Annotated in this window: 14 protein-coding genes, 2 tRNA genes and 1 other annotated feature; of the genes, 1 reads left to right on the forward strand and 15 read right to left on the reverse strand. The window is 41.5% G+C overall.

Annotation, left to right across the window (positions count from 1 at the left end; translation table 11 throughout):
• Positions 1–47: 47 nt before the first annotated feature.
• Complete coding sequence (locus tag LI112_RS09480; protein ID WP_117628508.1) at positions 48–581, forward strand: N-acetylmuramoyl-L-alanine amidase family protein; 534 nt, start codon at positions 48–50, stop codon at positions 579–581.
• A 53-nt stretch (positions 582–634) separates the two neighbouring features.
• On the opposite strand, the gene LI112_RS09485 is transcribed toward LI112_RS09480, so the two are convergent.
• The 15 genes from LI112_RS09485 to ilvC form a co-directional block, all read right to left on the reverse strand.
• Complete coding sequence (locus LI112_RS09485; protein ID WP_227190622.1) at positions 635–1,555, reverse strand: SH3 domain-containing protein; 921 nt, start codon at positions 1,553–1,555, stop codon at positions 635–637.
• An 83-nt stretch (positions 1,556–1,638) separates the two neighbouring features.
• Positions 1,639–1,710 (reverse strand) — tRNA-Arg (locus LI112_RS09490).
• A gap of 122 nt (positions 1,711–1,832) precedes the next feature.
• Positions 1,833–2,651, reverse strand: coding sequence for a hypothetical protein (locus LI112_RS09495; protein WP_227190623.1), 819 nt, complete (start codon positions 2,649–2,651; stop codon positions 1,833–1,835).
• Positions 2,652–2,666: 15 nt separating this feature from the next.
• Entirely contained in the window at positions 2,667–3,710 is a 1,044-nt protein-coding gene (locus LI112_RS09500) for a DUF6077 domain-containing protein (protein ID WP_227190624.1), read from the reverse strand.
• Complete coding sequence (locus LI112_RS09505; RefSeq protein ID WP_227190625.1) at positions 3,707–6,016, reverse strand: xanthine dehydrogenase family protein molybdopterin-binding subunit; 2,310 nt, start codon at positions 6,014–6,016, stop codon at positions 3,707–3,709. Before LI112_RS09505 ends, LI112_RS09500 begins: the two co-directional genes overlap by 4 nt.
• A 2-nt stretch (positions 6,017–6,018) precedes the next feature.
• On the reverse strand, positions 6,019–6,486 hold the full coding sequence (locus LI112_RS09510; RefSeq protein WP_005425595.1) for a (2Fe-2S)-binding protein: 468 nt from the start codon (positions 6,484–6,486) through the stop codon (positions 6,019–6,021).
• Positions 6,476–7,294, reverse strand: coding sequence for a xanthine dehydrogenase family protein subunit M (locus LI112_RS09515; protein ID WP_195967253.1), 819 nt, complete (start codon positions 7,292–7,294; stop codon positions 6,476–6,478). Before LI112_RS09515 ends, LI112_RS09510 begins: the two co-directional genes overlap by 11 nt.
• A 191-nt stretch (positions 7,295–7,485) precedes the next feature.
• Positions 7,486–9,141: a 2-isopropylmalate synthase gene (locus tag LI112_RS09520; RefSeq protein ID WP_227190626.1), complete on the reverse strand. Its 1,656-nt coding sequence runs from the start codon at positions 9,139–9,141 to the stop codon at positions 7,486–7,488.
• Positions 9,142–9,230: 89 nt separating this feature from the next.
• Positions 9,231–9,492 (reverse strand) — a binding site (T-box leader).
• An 82-nt stretch (positions 9,493–9,574) separates the two neighbouring features.
• Positions 9,575–9,648 (reverse strand) — tRNA-Pro (locus LI112_RS09525).
• Positions 9,649–9,723: 75 nt separating this feature from the next.
• Positions 9,724–11,865: an isopeptide-forming domain-containing fimbrial protein gene (locus LI112_RS09530; RefSeq protein WP_227190627.1), complete on the reverse strand. Its 2,142-nt coding sequence runs from the start codon at positions 11,863–11,865 to the stop codon at positions 9,724–9,726.
• Positions 11,862–13,076: a hypothetical protein gene (locus LI112_RS09535; protein WP_005425586.1), complete on the reverse strand. Its 1,215-nt coding sequence runs from the start codon at positions 13,074–13,076 to the stop codon at positions 11,862–11,864. The genes LI112_RS09530 and LI112_RS09535 overlap by 4 nt, the downstream gene beginning before the upstream one ends.
• 15 nt (positions 13,077–13,091) lie before the next feature.
• On the reverse strand, positions 13,092–13,649 hold the full coding sequence (locus tag LI112_RS09540) for a hypothetical protein (protein ID WP_227190628.1): 558 nt from the start codon (positions 13,647–13,649) through the stop codon (positions 13,092–13,094).
• Between the two features lie 25 nt (positions 13,650–13,674).
• The gene (locus LI112_RS09545; RefSeq protein ID WP_227190629.1) at positions 13,675–14,304 is read right to left on the reverse strand and encodes a TasA family protein; all 630 of its coding nucleotides are present in this window, start codon (positions 14,302–14,304) and stop codon (positions 13,675–13,677) included.
• A gap of 1 nt (position 14,305) precedes the next feature.
• Positions 14,306–14,797: a signal peptidase I gene (locus LI112_RS09550; RefSeq protein ID WP_173904184.1), complete on the reverse strand. Its 492-nt coding sequence runs from the start codon at positions 14,795–14,797 to the stop codon at positions 14,306–14,308.
• 451 nt (positions 14,798–15,248) lie between these two features.
• Positions 15,249–16,268, reverse strand: coding sequence for a ketol-acid reductoisomerase (gene ilvC, locus LI112_RS09555; protein ID WP_005426401.1), 1,020 nt, complete (start codon positions 16,266–16,268; stop codon positions 15,249–15,251).
• Positions 16,269–16,321: the final 53 nt, after the last annotated feature.

Raw genomic sequence — 16,321 nt, forward strand, 5'->3', positions numbered from 1 at the left:
GATAAAATTATTGTTTTATCATTTCAGATACACAAAGGAGGGAAATTATGTCTGATAAGAAACGACACCTGAATCCCCTGCTGCTTCTGATTGCGATTTTATTGTGTCTGTCTGCAGGATTTTTATTCCGTCGAACTTCTTTTGATCCGAATTACAAAATTCCTGCCAGACATTCCTCTGTAATAAAAAAATCCAAGGTCACACCAACGCCTGTTCTTACCCAGAAACCAAAGGCAAACGTCAGCATTTCTGCTACACCGACCATTACGGTCGAGCCTTCTGTCTCTCCTTCTGAATCCATATCACAAGATGAGACATCCCCGGAGGCAAGCCTTGGAGTCTGGACTTCAAGCGGCAGCAACTGGATGTTTATGGTTGACGGTGTTCCTTACACAGGCTGGCTGATCGATACTGACGGCAAACATTATTTCTTTGATAAAGATGGTATCATGCAGACCGGATGGGTGGATGATAATGGCAAACGTTATTACATGGATCTGGATGGTATCATGCAGACCGGAACGATCACAGTAGATGATCAAAATTATGAACTACAGGCAGACGGTTCTCTAAAAAAATAAGCATTGAAAAAGACACAGGATCCATCCCGTGTCTTTTATTCTGTCTAAATATTTTACTGAAGCAATCCACTGTATACATATCCGGTCTGACCATCATATTCAATCTGGATCCAGTCACCTTCCTGTCCCATTTTCTGAACCTGATCCCCTTCGTCAAGACCACCAATAATTTCACTGTCACTATTTGCTTCAGCTCTGACATTACACCCTTCTGTAACTGTCAGCATTGTGCCGTCTGCACTCGTCTCAGAAGAAGAAGTATCTGCTTCTTCACCCAGTCCGTCAAGGAACTGTGCAAGAGCTGTGTCATCCTTCTGTGCCTGCTCATATTCCGCCTGCACCTCAGCTGTAAGCTTCTTTACATCTTCATCAGATTTCAGCGAATCCATATAAGTGGAAACTGTTGTGTTCTGTTCAAGGTCACCCAAAATTCTATAGGTACCATCGCTGTCTTTTACAACATAAGAACTCCAAAGAGACGGTGCCGGTGTATCAATCCCCTTACAGATGAAACTTCCTTTCGTATATACAACATACGAATTGTCGTCCATCCCTTTCTTCATATACACTTTGCTGACTTGATATCCTTCAATATAATCCTTTGCATTTGTGATTCTGGATTCATCAGAAGGTGTCAGATTATTTACCAGTGTTCTTAATGTCGTAATATCTTTTTCCCCTAAAGCCTTGTAGTAGCTGTTCATAAGTGCAGTAACTTCTTCACTGCCATCCTCCAAGGGATTCGTGTCTTCTTCTTTCTTCCCGTCGTTTGTCTCCCCATCATCTTCCGGAGAAGAAGGATCATTTCCCTGGCTGTTGTCCTGTGCTGTAGTTTGTTCTCCGTCCGAAGTCCCCTTTCCACTTCCGGTACAAGCACGTATGCTAAAGAACAATACAGCTACGATTATCAAAATCACTCCGCCAAGCATAAAATAGCGAAGGTTATCTGATAACCATTCCCTGAAATTATCCAAGTTCTTGTCCTCCTTAATTATTACTGTTCACTTTGTTCACAGTAACTTACAACGCACCGAGGCAGACCCATTACCTCGTGCAACACACCTGAAGGGAATCGAACCCCCGCACATGGTACCGGAAACCACTGCTCTATCCACTGAGCTACAGGTGCAAGCTTTTCCTAAAGCTTTTTATAATATAGCACATATTTGAGTATTTGTAAAGTTTTTGAATTATTCCTACTTTTTCAACTATTAATTCAGAATATATACATTTTTGTTTTAATACTACGATTTATACTACTTTCCAGACACGGTAGTTTTCGGTCTGTCCAAGCACATACATAGTCGTCCCCGACAGATACTCATCCAGCTCCGGCGTTGCGGATATAATATAATCCACTTTACTTCCTCTGACCAAACTCTGAAATTCTTCTGCCGGAAGAGAATAATCATGATAATAATAGACTGCTACAATCTTTTTCATCCAATCTTTGATCTTTTTCTTCTTCATAAATTTTTCTTCGGAAGTTTTTTCAATCTTCTGAAGTATACGACGACTCACATAAGATCTCACATCTGGATCATACTGTCTGTAAACAAGAAGCAGTCCATCGCTCAGTATTCTTGGCTGCTCAATTCCTTCACTGTGCATAATACTGGAAAGATCCAGGATCTCCTGTCCAATAAAATACGCATTGGTTGCCTTTTTATATGGAAAATCTTCTGCTCCCTTGAAAACAGGAATTCCCAATGTTACGATCAATGCAAGACAGATTCCACCTGTCAAAATCCGTAGCCATGTTTTTGCAGATGCAAAAATGAGTAAAGTCAGAGCATAACCTATTGTAATAAAGAAGACAATGATCCACAGAAATCTGACAAAACGTGTTCCAAATCCAAATACATCCAGAAGGACTTTCACAACAAACGGATTAAAGATCGTAAGACATTCTGTTACAAAAACACCGATAAATAATTTTCGATCTCCTTTTTTTCCAAGAAACCAGATTAGGATCAGCGCCACCGGATAAAGGATCCAAATCGGATTGTTTCCCGTATAGGTCTGGAGGGACTGTATCAGAAATTGTATTGTTTCATTTAAATTTTCCAATCATTCTTCCTCCTTTTATACCAAATGGCTGAGCAGCATCCAAAATGCTGACGGCAGCAACACAATTATATATCTTTTCAGCAGATGCCACTGTCTTTTCAGTATTCCATCACATAAAACATACGGAAATAATGTAGCTCCGATCATGCATGGCACAATAAACAGCGCAGAATTACTGAACGCAATTCCACCTGTTCCACACAGAAACAGTCCGCACCATGGCCACAGACTCGTCTCCTTTCTGTATATTGCCAGACAGAATCCAAAAATCACAGTCATATACAGATATGCAATGATTGCTTTTCCTTCATAGGTTCGATATGCAAAATACTGAGAAACCCCACCAAGACTGTACGAAAACAAAAGCACCAGATCTGCCAGTATCACAAACACTGTTTTTTCTGCTTCCTTTTTCTTAAAAAATCCATTGGCACACTGGTACAGTCCCATCTCAAAAAGAATCACCATCGCAATCGTAAAGCTCCATTTACGTTCCATAAGTGGATGAATATTCAGTACCTGATAAACAATTGCACTCTGCAACGTATCTGTATTCATAATATAGAACTGTTCCGGTGCCTCCAACAGAGTTCCTGAATAAGGTGCCACTCTGTCCAGTGTATTAGAATACACGGATGCTACCGGCAGTCCAATATAATTGTTTGAATCATACGTTGACAGTGTATTGGTATTAAATCCAAGCAACACTGCGAGGCCTACTGCTGTCAGCAACAGAATAAGCACGGATATATTCTTTTGCGTACTGCCCGGTATTGTCCTGACACTGTCTGCCAGAACTCTCCGTCTTTTCCATATTACAAAGAAAAAGAGAAGGATCAGCAGGCATCCCCAGATTACCGTCAACTGTTTCAGCGAACAGCACAGATATTTCATTGGAAATGCCACAATTTCAAACAGAGTATAATAAAGCAAAAATCCGTTAATACACATAACCGGGAATTTCCCTGACTGGAACTTTTCTGGGACCAGTGCTCCAAACAGCCAGAACATAACAAGATATCCCACCGCCAGCAGGGTTCCCATTATCATATTTGTCATGAATTTTCGTTGGTTCCTTTCTTTTTCAAAATTCCCATCGCTATTTTTTCAGGTGTGATCGGAAGTTCTCGAACCCGTACTCCGGTTGCATTATAAATAGCTTCTGCAAGCGCCGGACATGGTGTATCGATCACAAGTTCTCCGATAGATTTTGCTCCAAACGGCCCACTCTCTTCATAACTGCTTTCAAAATCCACCCGAATCTTTCCGATGTCCATTCTGGTTGGAATCTTATACTGCATAAAGGAGTTATTTCGGATTTTTCCTTTATCGGTATACTGTACGTCTTCAAAAAGGGCCATACCGATTCCCTGCGCAATACCACCTTCTGTCTGTACACGTGCCAGATTTGGATTAATTGGGGTACCACAGTCAACAACTGCCACGTAATCCAGCACATCTACCTCACCTGTCTCCGTATCCACCTCAACTTCTGCCATGCCAACCATAAACGGCGGCGGTGACAACGGTGAAGAATGCTGTTTGACCACCTGCAGTTCAATATTATTAAAGAAGGTGCCTTTCAACGCCACCTGTTCCAGAGAAACTTTTTTCTCTTCTTCCTCATCCTCATCCACAAATACATACGAACCGTCAAACGCAACCTTATCTACATCTGTTCCCAACATCTGTGCACCAACTTCACATATTTTACCTCGAAGCTCTTTGCAGGCTTTCATGACTGCCACACCTGTCGTATAAGTAGTGGAGGATGCATAAGATCCTGAATCATATGGTGAAATATCAGTATCTACACTGAATACAACAATGTTTTCCATCGGAGTTTCCAGACAGTCAGCCGCGATCTGCGCCATGATCGTATCACAGCCAGTTCCCATATCCGTACATCCAAGTGCAAGAGTATATGAACCATCCTCGTTCAATTTGATATCTGCACCACCAACATCAACACCGGCAATAGAAGATCCCTGCATGGCCATTGCCACTCCGACTCCACGGACTTTACCATTTCCCATATCACGGAATGGATACTTAGAATCCCAGTCCATCATTTCTTTTGCTCTGGCCATACATTTATCCATCGTACAACTCTGTGCATAAGGTACATCCGAATAACCCGGAAGCGGTCCACCTTCAACTGGCATGTTTAATTCCTTGATTCTTACCGGATCCATTCCCATTTTGTGAGCCAGCTCATTTACTGCAGATTCAACAGCAAAAATCCCCTGCGTTGCACCATATCCACGATAAGCCCCTGCTGCCTGCACATTCGTATAAACAACATCAAATGCAAAACGATAAGCTTCTGTGTGTCTGTAAAGGCCAATTGATTTGTGTCCGCTCAGTCCCACTGTAGTAGAACTGTGTTCACCATAAGCCCCCGTATTAGACAACGTATAGACATCAATTGCTCTAATGATACCATTTTCATCTGCACCTGCACGCACGGTAATTTCCATTTCATGGCGTGGTGAGGAGCAGATCATAGATTCATACCTGGAAAAGATTATCTTGGACGGACGACCGGTCTTCCATGTAACAATTGCCGGATAAATTTCACTGACGGAAGTCTGTTTTGCTCCAAATCCTCCACCAATTCGTGGTTTGATAACACGCACTTTGGAAGCCGGAATATCCAGTGCTCTTCCAACAATTCGTCTTACGTGGAAAGGAATCTGCGTAGAAGAAAGTACGATCAGTCTTCCAAAATGATCCATATAACAGGCTGTACGGAAGGTTTCCATCATAGTCTGCTGGTTCGCTCTGGTATGATAAGTATGTTCTACTGTGTATTTGCATTCGCTGAGCACCTTGTCCACATCTCCATGCTCTTCCAGTGCAGTTGCACACAGATTTCTCTTATGGTCTCCACCAAGCGGAATCTTTAGTTTCCAGTCTTCTTCCGGATGTACAAGAATCGGATTATCTTTTGCTTTATGCATATCCAATACTGGTGCTTCCACTCGATATTGTACCTTAATTCTTTTTAATGCTTTGTCTACTGCATCTTCTGTCTCTCCTGCTACAATTGCAACCGCATCTCCGATAAATCGAACATGACGATCCAGAATCAGACGATCATCCGGACTCATTTCCGGTGCAGTTTGTCCTGCCAGAGTAAAACGCTTCTGTGGAACATCTTTATAAGTAAGAACACATGCGATACCTGCAACTTTTTCTGCATTTCCAGTCTTGATCTCTTCTACCCATGCATTTGCATGCGGACTTCTTAATATCTTAACGATCAGGCAGTCCTTTGGTGCCAGATCATCCGTATAAACTGGTTTTCCTGTCACCAGCGACATTGCGTCTGTTTTACGTACAGGCTGATTTACATATTTCATTTTTATGCGTCCTCCTGTGCTTTTTTATATTTTAAAAACTTGAGGATACTTGTTGTCTGAGAAACAAACCCGGAACATCTGCACAGATTTCCGGCAAGATATTCCTTAATCTGTTCTTCCGTCGGCTCTTTGATCTCATGGAGCATGGCAAATACATTCATAATAAATCCAGGATTACAGAAGCCACACTGTTCTGCGCCCTCATTTGCAAGAAAGCTCCCGAATTCCTGTGCTTCTCTCTGCATTCCTTCCATCGTCACTACTTTTTTCCCATCAATACGAGCAGCCAATGTGGAACATGAAAGAATCGGTCTGTCTTCAACCAGCACTGTACAAAGTCCACAATTTGCAGTTTCACAGCCTCTTTTGACGCTGTAACATCCTTTTTCTCTCAAAAAATCAATCAGCAACATTCCAGGCTCAATTTCTTCCTGTCGGTAAACTCCGTTCAGCCAGAAACTAATATTCATTCTTCATTCCTCCTACTGCTTCCCAGGTTCTTCTTATCAATACCTTTACCAGAAGAGTCCTGTATTCTGCGGAAGCCCGCATATTACCTGCCGTAGTCACATGTTCTGCCGCATATTCAGCAAACTTTTCAATCGCTTCTCTGCGCTGTTTGTTGGTCATATGCTTGAAATTTTTAAGGATACTTTCCTTATCTTCCACAACAACCGCACGTGCCGGTCTTGCGCCAATAACAGTTCTCGCTTCCTCGCCGATCAGCGACGCCGTACAAGTCAGTACCGGAAAATCCGTCTTTGAATTTCGCTGACTCATATAACAGACAAACAACGGCTGTTTACGTACAATGATATTCACAAGAATATCATTATCTTTTTTGCGGTTTACAAATTCTGTCAGTGGAATTCTTCCTGCATCATACAATTCCACCCATGTATCCATTGCCAGAAACATTGTCAGTACATCTGAGAATCCATACCGTCCCCAGATACTTCCTCCAATTGTTGCACAGTTTCGAAACTGTACGCCAACTATATGACGCAGACTTTCTCTGACTGCTCCATGTGTATACTCATTCAGTCTCTTATTTATTTCAAGTTCTCTCAACGGTGTCATGCAGCCGATCACAAACTCATCATCTGTTTCCTGCACTGTATCCAACCCCAGGCCGGAAAGATCGATTGCTGTAGAAATATTACGATTTCCCATCTTCAGCCAGACCATACCGCCAAGAACCAGTGCTGTTTTTTTCTGATTCAGTTCATACGCTTCTGCAATGCTTTTTACCTTCACATAGCTTTTAATCTTTAGCATCTGTGTACCGATTCCTTTCTTATTCATCCAAACTTCAATATGTATAGGCATACGTTATCTAATTTTAGCAGAAATTTTTTCATTTTTCCATAGAAACAATTTATTCTGTGAAACATGCATAAAAAAGCCCTGTCCTTAACAACAGTTTTTACAACTAACTTTTGAAAAGGAAAGGGCTGTTCTGATTGTGATTATCGGTTGTTGATTGCAGTTACCAGCGCATCAATGGATGCACGAATGATATCCGGATCAACGCCAGCACCCCAGGAAAGTGTTCCGTCCGGTTTCTGGATACCTACATATGCGATTGCCTTGGAACTACTGCTCTTTTCGAGTGCATGCTCCTGATAGGTTACCAGCGTAAATTTCATTTCGTATGCCTTCTTCAGTGCATTGCTGACCGCATCCAGACGTCCGTTTCCGGTTGCCTCTGTAATAATAGTCTTTCCGTTAAAGGTAGATGTTACCTGTGTCGTAATGCCTCCATCTTTCTGCTGGAAATGCACCTCATTGATACTATATGGTTCTACAACATTCTCAAATGTAGTTTTAAACAGATTAAAGATTTCATCCGGATGAAGTTCTTTATGGCTGTGATCGGAAACAGCTTTTGCTGCATACCCCATAGCTTCACGCATCTTAGGCGGCAGGTTCAGGCCGTATTTTGTTTCCAGGATATAGCCAACTCCGCCTTTACCTGACTGACTGTTGATACGAATAACATCTGCATCGTAATTTCTTCCAACATCAGTCGGATCAATCGGCAGATATGGTACCGTCCAGCGATTCGGATCTTTTTCATCTCTCCAGTGCATTCCTTTTGCAATTGCATCCTGGTGAGATCCTGAGAATGCCGCAAATACCAGTGCTCCACTGTATGGACTTCTTTCATCCACTTTCATTCCGGTACATTCTTCATATACTTCACAGATATGTGGCATATCAGAGAAATCCAGTTCCGGATCAACTCCCTGTGCAAACATATTCATGGCAAGTGTCACTACATCCACATTTCCTGTACGTTCTCCGTTTCCAAACAGCGTACCTTCTACTCTGTCTGCACCAGCAAGCAGACCAAGTTCAGAGTCTGCAACGCCACATCCACGGTCATTATGTGGATGCTGAGAAAGAATTACATTTTCACGATATTTCATATTCTCACTCATGTATTCAATCTGACTCGCATACACATGTGGCATAGACAGTTCTACAGTTACAGGCAGATTAATGATTGCCTTATTCTCCGGTGTTGGCTGCCATACATCAAGAACTGCATTACATACTTCCAATGCATATTCAGGTTCTGTTCCGGTAAAACTTTCCGGGCTGTATTCAAACTGGAAATTCCCCTCTGTTTCATCAGCCAGTTCTTTCAGAAGCTTGGCACCATCGACAGCAATTTTCAGGATCTCTTCTTTTGATTTTCTGAATACCTGCTCACGCTGTGCTACAGATGTTGAATTATAGACATGCACGATTGCCTTCGGTGCACCTTTGACCGCCTCAAAAGTCTTACGGATAATGTGTTCTCTTGCCTGTGTCAGAACCTGAATTGTTACATCATCCGGAATAAGATTCTGCTCAATCAGTGTACGTACAAATGTATACTCTGTTTCAGAAGCTGCCGGAAAACCTACCTCAATTTCTTTAAATCCGATTTTTACAAGAAGTTTGAAAAACTCGATTTTCTGTTCCAGACTCATCGGAATGACCAGTGCCTGGTTTCCGTCACGAAGGTCTACGCTGCACCAGATCGGAGCTTTGCCCACATATTCCTTCTCTGCCCATTTCATACATTTCATTGGCGGCATATAATACTGTCTCTGGTATTTTGTTACGTTTTTCATGTTTTTTCCTCCTGTTTCTCTAACATATAAATTCTCTGTATGTTTTCTGTTTCTGAACAAAAAAAAATCTCTCATCTCTACAGACTGCTGTAAGAGACGAAAGACATCTGTCTTCGCGGTACCACTCTTATTTATGAACGGTTCATACACTCATGGGATACGGAATATTTTGTATAATTCTTATATCCTCTCCATATAACGGTGGATACCGTCTGCGCCTACTTTCCAGATATTCGGGAGTTCGGACAGATGCTCCAAGGCGAGTTCCATGACTTCTTTCTACTGTCTCACACCACCCGACAGTTCTCTGTGCTCCGGTCCTCATGTACTATTCCTCATCAAAGCATTTTGCATATTTTGTCGATGACTAAAGACTAACATGTCCACTGCTCCTTGTCAAGAGTGAATTTTTGTCTCAGTCTTTCTGGGTCAATCGGGGCAACAGGATTTGAACCTGCGACCTCACGGCCCCCAGCCGTGCGCGCTACCAAGCTACGCCATACCCCGATGGATGTTATTATAACAATCCGTTTTTTATTTTGCAACTATTTTTTAGATTGAGAGAGGGCAGATGCCCCTCTCTCATGATACCGGAACTATATTTGTAACTACATCTGTATGACTGTAACGATCATACCTTGTTTTCTTATTTTTAAAAGTTAACGCAGCTTTTCTCTGCGCCATGCTTATCGAAACAATTCCTGTTTTATCAGAAGCTGTCACATTGGCTGTATCCGGTAAAATATACTCAAACTGATAGCGCAATGTCGGCAACTCACTGACCGTATATGTGCCTGGCTGAATTCCGGCAAAAGAACATTTCATCACTGCATCTTCTCCTGCCATTGCATATTTTCCAGGTTTAAATTCCACATATTTTTCATAAACATGCGTTGCTCCCAACTGATCTTTTCCCGTTATTCTGAATCGAAATACCGGGTTTCCGTGTGCCCATGTGATATCTGCTTCCCTGATTCTTTTTGTCACAGTGATCTCGCCATCAGTAAGCACTGTATTTCCTTTTACCCACGACTGATTTGTATTCTGCGTGTCCTGCATCCTGTCTGAAACAATTGTTCTCGATGCCGTATTTTCAATCGCATAAAACTCATTCGATCTCTGATAATGATTATGCGAATCAATTTCCTGGTTGCTTCCTGCCTGCACTTTTATCCTGAAATAATACGTCACATTGTTATATGCTTCGTCTGTTTTGAGGAAATTAGAATCAGCACGAAAAACAATCGTATTGGAACGATTTTCAATATTAAAAAAGCGAGTCACATCATTTCCCAGTGCAGTCATGACACTGGCACTTCGATATTTCAGGCAGGAATCCAGAACATCTTTCAATTCAAAAGAGCTGTAATTTCCCGGAAGAAGCTGCTGTCTGATCACATAATCAAAGTTTTTTCCCTCTGTAATCTCATATGCCGGATCATTATCTGTGAATGTATGCCTTGCCATGGAATCAAAGGAAGCATTTTCATCTCCAACCCTTTTTTCGGGTCCCGGATTCGGTTCATAGCTTCCAATCGTCTGCCCCGTTGAAAGGTAAAATGCATTCTGCGCGCCTGTACTGTTTTTCCATGAATCCTGTGCCAGCCAGTTGATAATAAAAGAGCCATTAAAGTCCAGCTGACACCAGCCCTCCACATCATCTGTAGTTATATTTCCTCCATCTGCTTTTCCACGTATCTCACGAAATGCATTTCCATTTGCTGTCGTTCCCTCTGTTGTTCTCAGATAATCATAACCACTCCTGAGGTATATATGATCAACGCCCCAACTGTCATATGTCCTGATTCCCTGCCCACTGTCCAGATCTACTGCCGTTATATGTCCTTTGGGATAAATCTGCACACTTGTATTATGCTTCAGGAATTCAAACTGAAATCTTACTGTTCCAACTGAAATGGTATTAAATGCAATTCTGTCTTTGTAAAACAGCACACATGGTGTAATCTTTGTTTTATCTTTTCCAACATGGTCATTATTCACGGTTCCCCAGGCCGGTACGGTCACTTTCAGATCTACGATCTGTCCCTGATACTCGCCTACATTGCTATAGATTGCTGTAATGGCATCCGTATTACTTGTATTACCAATTGCGCAGGCATAAAAACTCTGACAATATTCTGTCGTATATCCCTTATTGTCTCCAAACCAGTTGTGTATTTTATTGTTCAGGCTGTCGTTTTTTCTGCTTATATAAGAAAGCTGTGTAACTCCTTTTCGAAAAGCATAGGTAAAAGCATATTCCGGTCGCATTTTGTAATTTGGTCCTACCCATTCTACGGGAATACCACTTCCTGCATATGTAGCAATTGATTTTTCATTATCCATGAAAAGATCTTCTTCTCCCATTTCAGCATTCAGTTCCAGCTCCTGTTCTGGATTCTCTTCTACTTCAGCATCTATGTTCTCCTGTTCTTCTTCAAAAGAAATTTCTGTCTCTTCTTTTGCTTCTGATGGATCTTCCTCAGCTTCTGTATCACTTTCGGACAAATCAATTCCTTCATTTTCTGTATTTTCTTCGTTGTCTTCAGATGTCGAATCATCACCATCTTTCATTTCTGTCTGGTTTTGCGAAATATCATCTTCCACACCATCTGCCTCCATACTGTTTTCCCACAGCCTGTCTTCTGCAGATGCCTGAACTCCTGCCATCACAGAAAATGTCAGCACCGAAGCCAATATGATTCCCGCTATTTTTTTCTTCATGATTCGTTTCCTCCTTTAAAGCATCTGATACACAAAGTGATCGCTCCGGAACCCAGAAGAAGAATGAGAAGTACCAACGGTTCAGAATCATCTCCTGTCCTGACGGGATTTTTTCTCCGTGTTTTTATATCTTTTTCTTGTGCAGCTCCACCAGCACTCTCACTGCCCACACTCTCATAAGAAGAGAATTCTTTTTTTTCATTTTCTTTTACCGCAAATATCCATGTGATATCTGTTTTTTTCAATGCATACGCATTATCCCATTCCCGTGGAATTTCAAGCTGAAACTCCAGCCTTCCTTTCTGCCCGCTTTTAAATTTTCCAAGAGATCTCGCCTTTGCAAGTTCAGCAGCATCAAGAGTTCCTTTATAAAGAATTTTTTTGTTTTGACTGATTTCAAAACGAACTTTTTTCAACATATTCATCTGTTCTTCTGATCTTCCATCCGTATTCGTCTGAAAAAAGAGTTCGGCTTCCTGATCTGTTGTGTTTGCAATCTGAACAGCATCCTTCAGTATATCTCCTGGCATGGCAGATTCCAGGTTTGTAAAAAAATCATCCGGTACAGCAATCAATTTGTGTGCTTTTCCATTAAATTCTACAGATAATTTTGTATTGCCTTTTTTACAGGTCAATGTACCATCCTGCTCATGCACACATTTCTGTATCACCTGATTTCCCCATGGTGACATTGCACTGAAATCCGGTTTGAAATTAGCAGCCTGAATCGCATCAGCCTGAATATCCACTGCAATTTTCTGTTTTGCATGTTCTTCCGTCCAGGTATCTGGGATTGAAATATTCTGAAACAGATCTGTGCTCTCCTGTTTTTTCAATACTTTCGTGTAATAATAATATTCTCCACGTTTTACCCATTCACCTGAGATTCCTCCAATGTTTTCATCTTTCAGGCGTTCCAGTTTTCCGTTTTCCCCGGCATATGTGATTCTGGCCCTGATCCAGCAGGGAAGTGCATTGTTTTTAATTCTCGGTATTTTGGATATCGTCTGACCGGGAACCACCTCCGATGGCTGCGTATACTTTACCTCGCCCTTTCCCTTCCTGGCATATTCCGAAATAGATATACTGACATCTCCCACGGAAATATGATTCACTACATCAAGCCTGTCCGAAAAAGATGCGAATACCGCCGCTGCCGAAAGGATAGCCGTCAAAAGAAAACCTGTTATGATTTTTACTGATTTTCTCATATTTTCACCTGCCTTTTATAATTCACCAGTATAATACTCCCAGGCTTTCTGATAATTATCAAACGGTCTTGCTTCTACCGATTCCTGATATACCTGTATTTGGAATTCATTCAACAGTTTCCAGTATTTTTTTTCAACTCTGGCATGATCAATAAGAAATCCTGTGCAAAGCTGTGTTGTTGACTCGCCTTCCCTGAGGATCTTTTTATAATAATAAAATCCATCATCTCCGTAAATCCAATTTTCGCTATCTGTATTTTTCATAGTAACAGCTTTTCCAATATCGCTGTTTGAATATCCGACAGCCACACGTACATAACAGTCTGTACCGGTCTGGTTCTGTCCAGAAGGATTGTTTGACACCCATATTTTCTTGGCTATGTCAATATCCTTATCCGGAACGATCGTGGGTGGATTCGGAAAGTCCTCTCCAATTTCTGATGAAATATTTCCTGGTGTCACAATATTTACAGCCTTATCATATGCAGACTGATAAGCAGCGGTTCCCTGCACTCCGACAAGGACTCCCAGCAAAATCCCCATACCGGCAAATATTCTTTTTTTGCCTGTCATATGTTATCACCTGCTTTCCACATTATTATTCTGTAACTTGTCCCGGCTGGTTTTTGTTCTGATCTACATATTTCTGATATGCACTTCTTGCCTGTTCAACCACATTCTCAGCATCACCTCCGGTGTAGGATGCCTGGATTGCATAAGCTCTTACCGGAATTTCCAACTGCTGACCATCCAGCTGTCCTTCAATGATATTCAGGAATTTCACCGTGTCAAATAGCGATTCTGTTGTTTCCTGCGGTTTGAGAATTTTATTATACGCAAAAACATATACCTGCTTGTTTCCAACCTTCTGTGAATTCAGTTTTGTCCAGCTGGCTTTTGACTGAAATGAAAAAAGTTCCTGTACTCTTTTTTCTAGCCGGCTTCCATTATCTGCCGCCGCAATCACATTTGCTGTCGGTATTGAAACTTCCAGATATGCATAAGCATCATTAATTCCGGTATTTTTAATCCTTGGATCTTTACTGATTACCTTTCCCGGCTCTATCTTTTTATGGTCATCAGGTTTCCAGTTATCTTCTGTCAGTTCCACATCTACCTTTCCTACTGTAAACTGATTGGAAACCTTATCATAGTCTGTCAGATATGCGGATACTCCACCAACTGAAGCCAGACATAAAACACCTGTCAGAAGTAAAATTTTTTTCATGTTATTTTTCATAGATTCTTTCTGCGCTTTTTCTGCTGCGCTCTCCTTTCCATTGTATAAGCAGGAAAAACATTTCCTGTAAGATCATGACTGTCAGTATTCCAAATATCGTTCTCTGTCTGACAAATACTGCTGCATAACCAAGACAGGGAAGCGAAAATATCACTTTACCTATAATCTGATCCGCAGTCACAACCGTCGGATCTGCCCTATTGTTTGCATCACCTTTTGTTACATATCCTTTGTGTTCTTTTCGGATCACTCTGTGTGTCACTCTGGTTTCACCGACCTGATAAGTAACAATATCACCAATTTCCGGTCTTCGTTCCTTCGTATCCGTAAAAACGATTCCTCCTGTTCTCAGTACCGGCTCCATTGACCCTGACATGATCGAATCAACAGAAATACCAATCTGTGGAAGAAGCAGTAACATCACACCCAATATCCCGATCAGTGTAAAAAAAATTCTTCCGGCTTTTTCTGCCGTTCTCATATTTCTCCTTTCCTGTGTTATTTTGTAAATCTAAAATGGATTGTTTGCAGATCTGCATGAATTGATAAAAAGATTGTCTTAAGATGCCTTTATCTTATGCTCTGTGGCATTAAATGTCAATAAAATTCGTTCGTCATATTCTGACAGAAAATTCAAGAATGCCCTCGGCATTCTTGCTGCGAGATGCACGTCATGCAATGCATGACATATTCTTCTGTGCATCTCTGCAATCCTGCCGGAGGCTATATCAGATGGGAGATTGAATCCCACCACTGATATAATTTTGTTGCTCACCACCTGCAGAGGTGGGAGTCATCTCACATCTGATATAACAAAAAACGACATGTCCAACTAAAATTGAACATGTCGTTTCTATAATCGTATTTAATACGTGAACCTCAAACTCCGTTACACTACGTTTGAGTATCGAAAATTCGTTACACGAATTTTCTTAGTTGTTGATCAGTTTGTCTTCGCCATTCCAGCTGTACAGTTTACGGATTTCTTCACCAACTTTTTCTGACGGATGTTCAGAAGCAAGTTTTCTCATTGCTTTGAAGTGAACCTGTCTTCCAGCGTCAGACATATCAAGCAGGAAGTCTTTTGCAAATGTACCATCCTGGATATCTGTCAGGATCTGTTTCATTGCCTTCTTTGTTTCTGCTGTAACGATCTTCGGTCCTGTGATGTAGTCACCGTATTCAGCTGTGTTGGAGATAGAGTATCTCATTCCCTTGAATCCAGACTGATAGATCAGGTCTACGATCAGTTTCATTTCATGGATACATTCGAAATATGCATTTCTCGGGTCATATCCAGCTTCGCAAAGAGTTTCGAAACCAGCCTGCATAAGTGCAACAACACCACCACAGAGAACTGCCTGCTCACCGAAGAGGTCTGTTTCTGTTTCTGTACGGAATGTTGTTTCAAGAAGACCAGCTCTTGCTCCACCAATAGCAAGACCATATGCAAGTGCTCTGTCAAGCGCTTTTCCTGTATAGTCCTGTTCTACTGCAACCAGACATGGAGTTCCTTTTCCAGCCTGATATTCGCTTCTTACTGTATGTCCTGGTGCCTTTGGTGCGATCATAGTAACATCTACATTCTTTGGTGGAACGATACATCCAAAATGAATGTTGAAACCATGAGCGAACATCAGCATGTTACCCTCTTCAAGGTTTGGCTCGATGTCTTTTTTGTACATATCTGCCTGTTTTTCATCATTGATCAGAATCATGATGATATCTGCCTGTTTTGCAGCCTCTGCTGCTGTATATACTTTAAAGCCCTGCTCTTCGGCTCTCTTCCAGGACTTACTTCCTTCATACAGACCAATAATGACATTGCAGCCTGATTCTTTTAAGTTAAGTGCATGTGCGTGTCCCTGGCTGCCATAGCCGATAATTGCAATGGTCTTACCATCCAATAATCCTAAATTACAGTCTTCCTGGTAAAAAATCCTGTTTGCCATCTTTGTTTCCTCCTAAGCTATTTGTAAAATAATATTTATCGTTAAAGGGCTGT

Source organism: Blautia sp. 210820-DFI.6.14, from assembly GCF_020558815.1.
GTDB lineage: Bacteria > Bacillota > Clostridia > Lachnospirales > Lachnospiraceae > Blautia_A > Blautia_A obeum.

Coding starts and splice junctions, on each gene's coding strand:
- LI112_RS09480 (WP_117628508.1), top strand. CDS start 48: ATGTCTGATAAGAAACGACACCTGAATCCCCTGCTGCTTCTGATTGCG.
- LI112_RS09500 (WP_227190624.1), bottom strand. CDS start 3,710: ATGACAAATATGATAATGGGAACCCTGCTGGCGGTGGGATATCTTGTT.
- LI112_RS09505 (WP_227190625.1), bottom strand. CDS start 6,016: ATGAAATATGTAAATCAGCCTGTACGTAAAACAGACGCAATGTCGCTG.
- LI112_RS09510 (WP_005425595.1), bottom strand. CDS start 6,486: ATGAATATTAGTTTCTGGCTGAACGGAGTTTACCGACAGGAAGAAATT.
- LI112_RS09515 (WP_195967253.1), bottom strand. CDS start 7,294: ATGCTAAAGATTAAAAGCTATGTGAAGGTAAAAAGCATTGCAGAAGCG.
- LI112_RS09520 (WP_227190626.1), bottom strand. CDS start 9,141: ATGAAAAACGTAACAAAATACCAGAGACAGTATTATATGCCGCCAATG.
- LI112_RS09530 (WP_227190627.1), bottom strand. CDS start 11,865: ATGAAGAAAAAAATAGCGGGAATCATATTGGCTTCGGTGCTGACATTT.
- LI112_RS09535 (WP_005425586.1), bottom strand. CDS start 13,076: ATGAGAAAATCAGTAAAAATCATAACAGGTTTTCTTTTGACGGCTATC.
- LI112_RS09540 (WP_227190628.1), bottom strand. CDS start 13,649: ATGACAGGCAAAAAAAGAATATTTGCCGGTATGGGGATTTTGCTGGGA.
- LI112_RS09545 (WP_227190629.1), bottom strand. CDS start 14,304: ATGAAAAAAATTTTACTTCTGACAGGTGTTTTATGTCTGGCTTCAGTT.
- LI112_RS09550 (WP_173904184.1), bottom strand. CDS start 14,797: ATGAGAACGGCAGAAAAAGCCGGAAGAATTTTTTTTACACTGATCGGG.
- ilvC (WP_005426401.1), bottom strand. CDS start 16,268: ATGGCAAACAGGATTTTTTACCAGGAAGACTGTAATTTAGGATTATTG.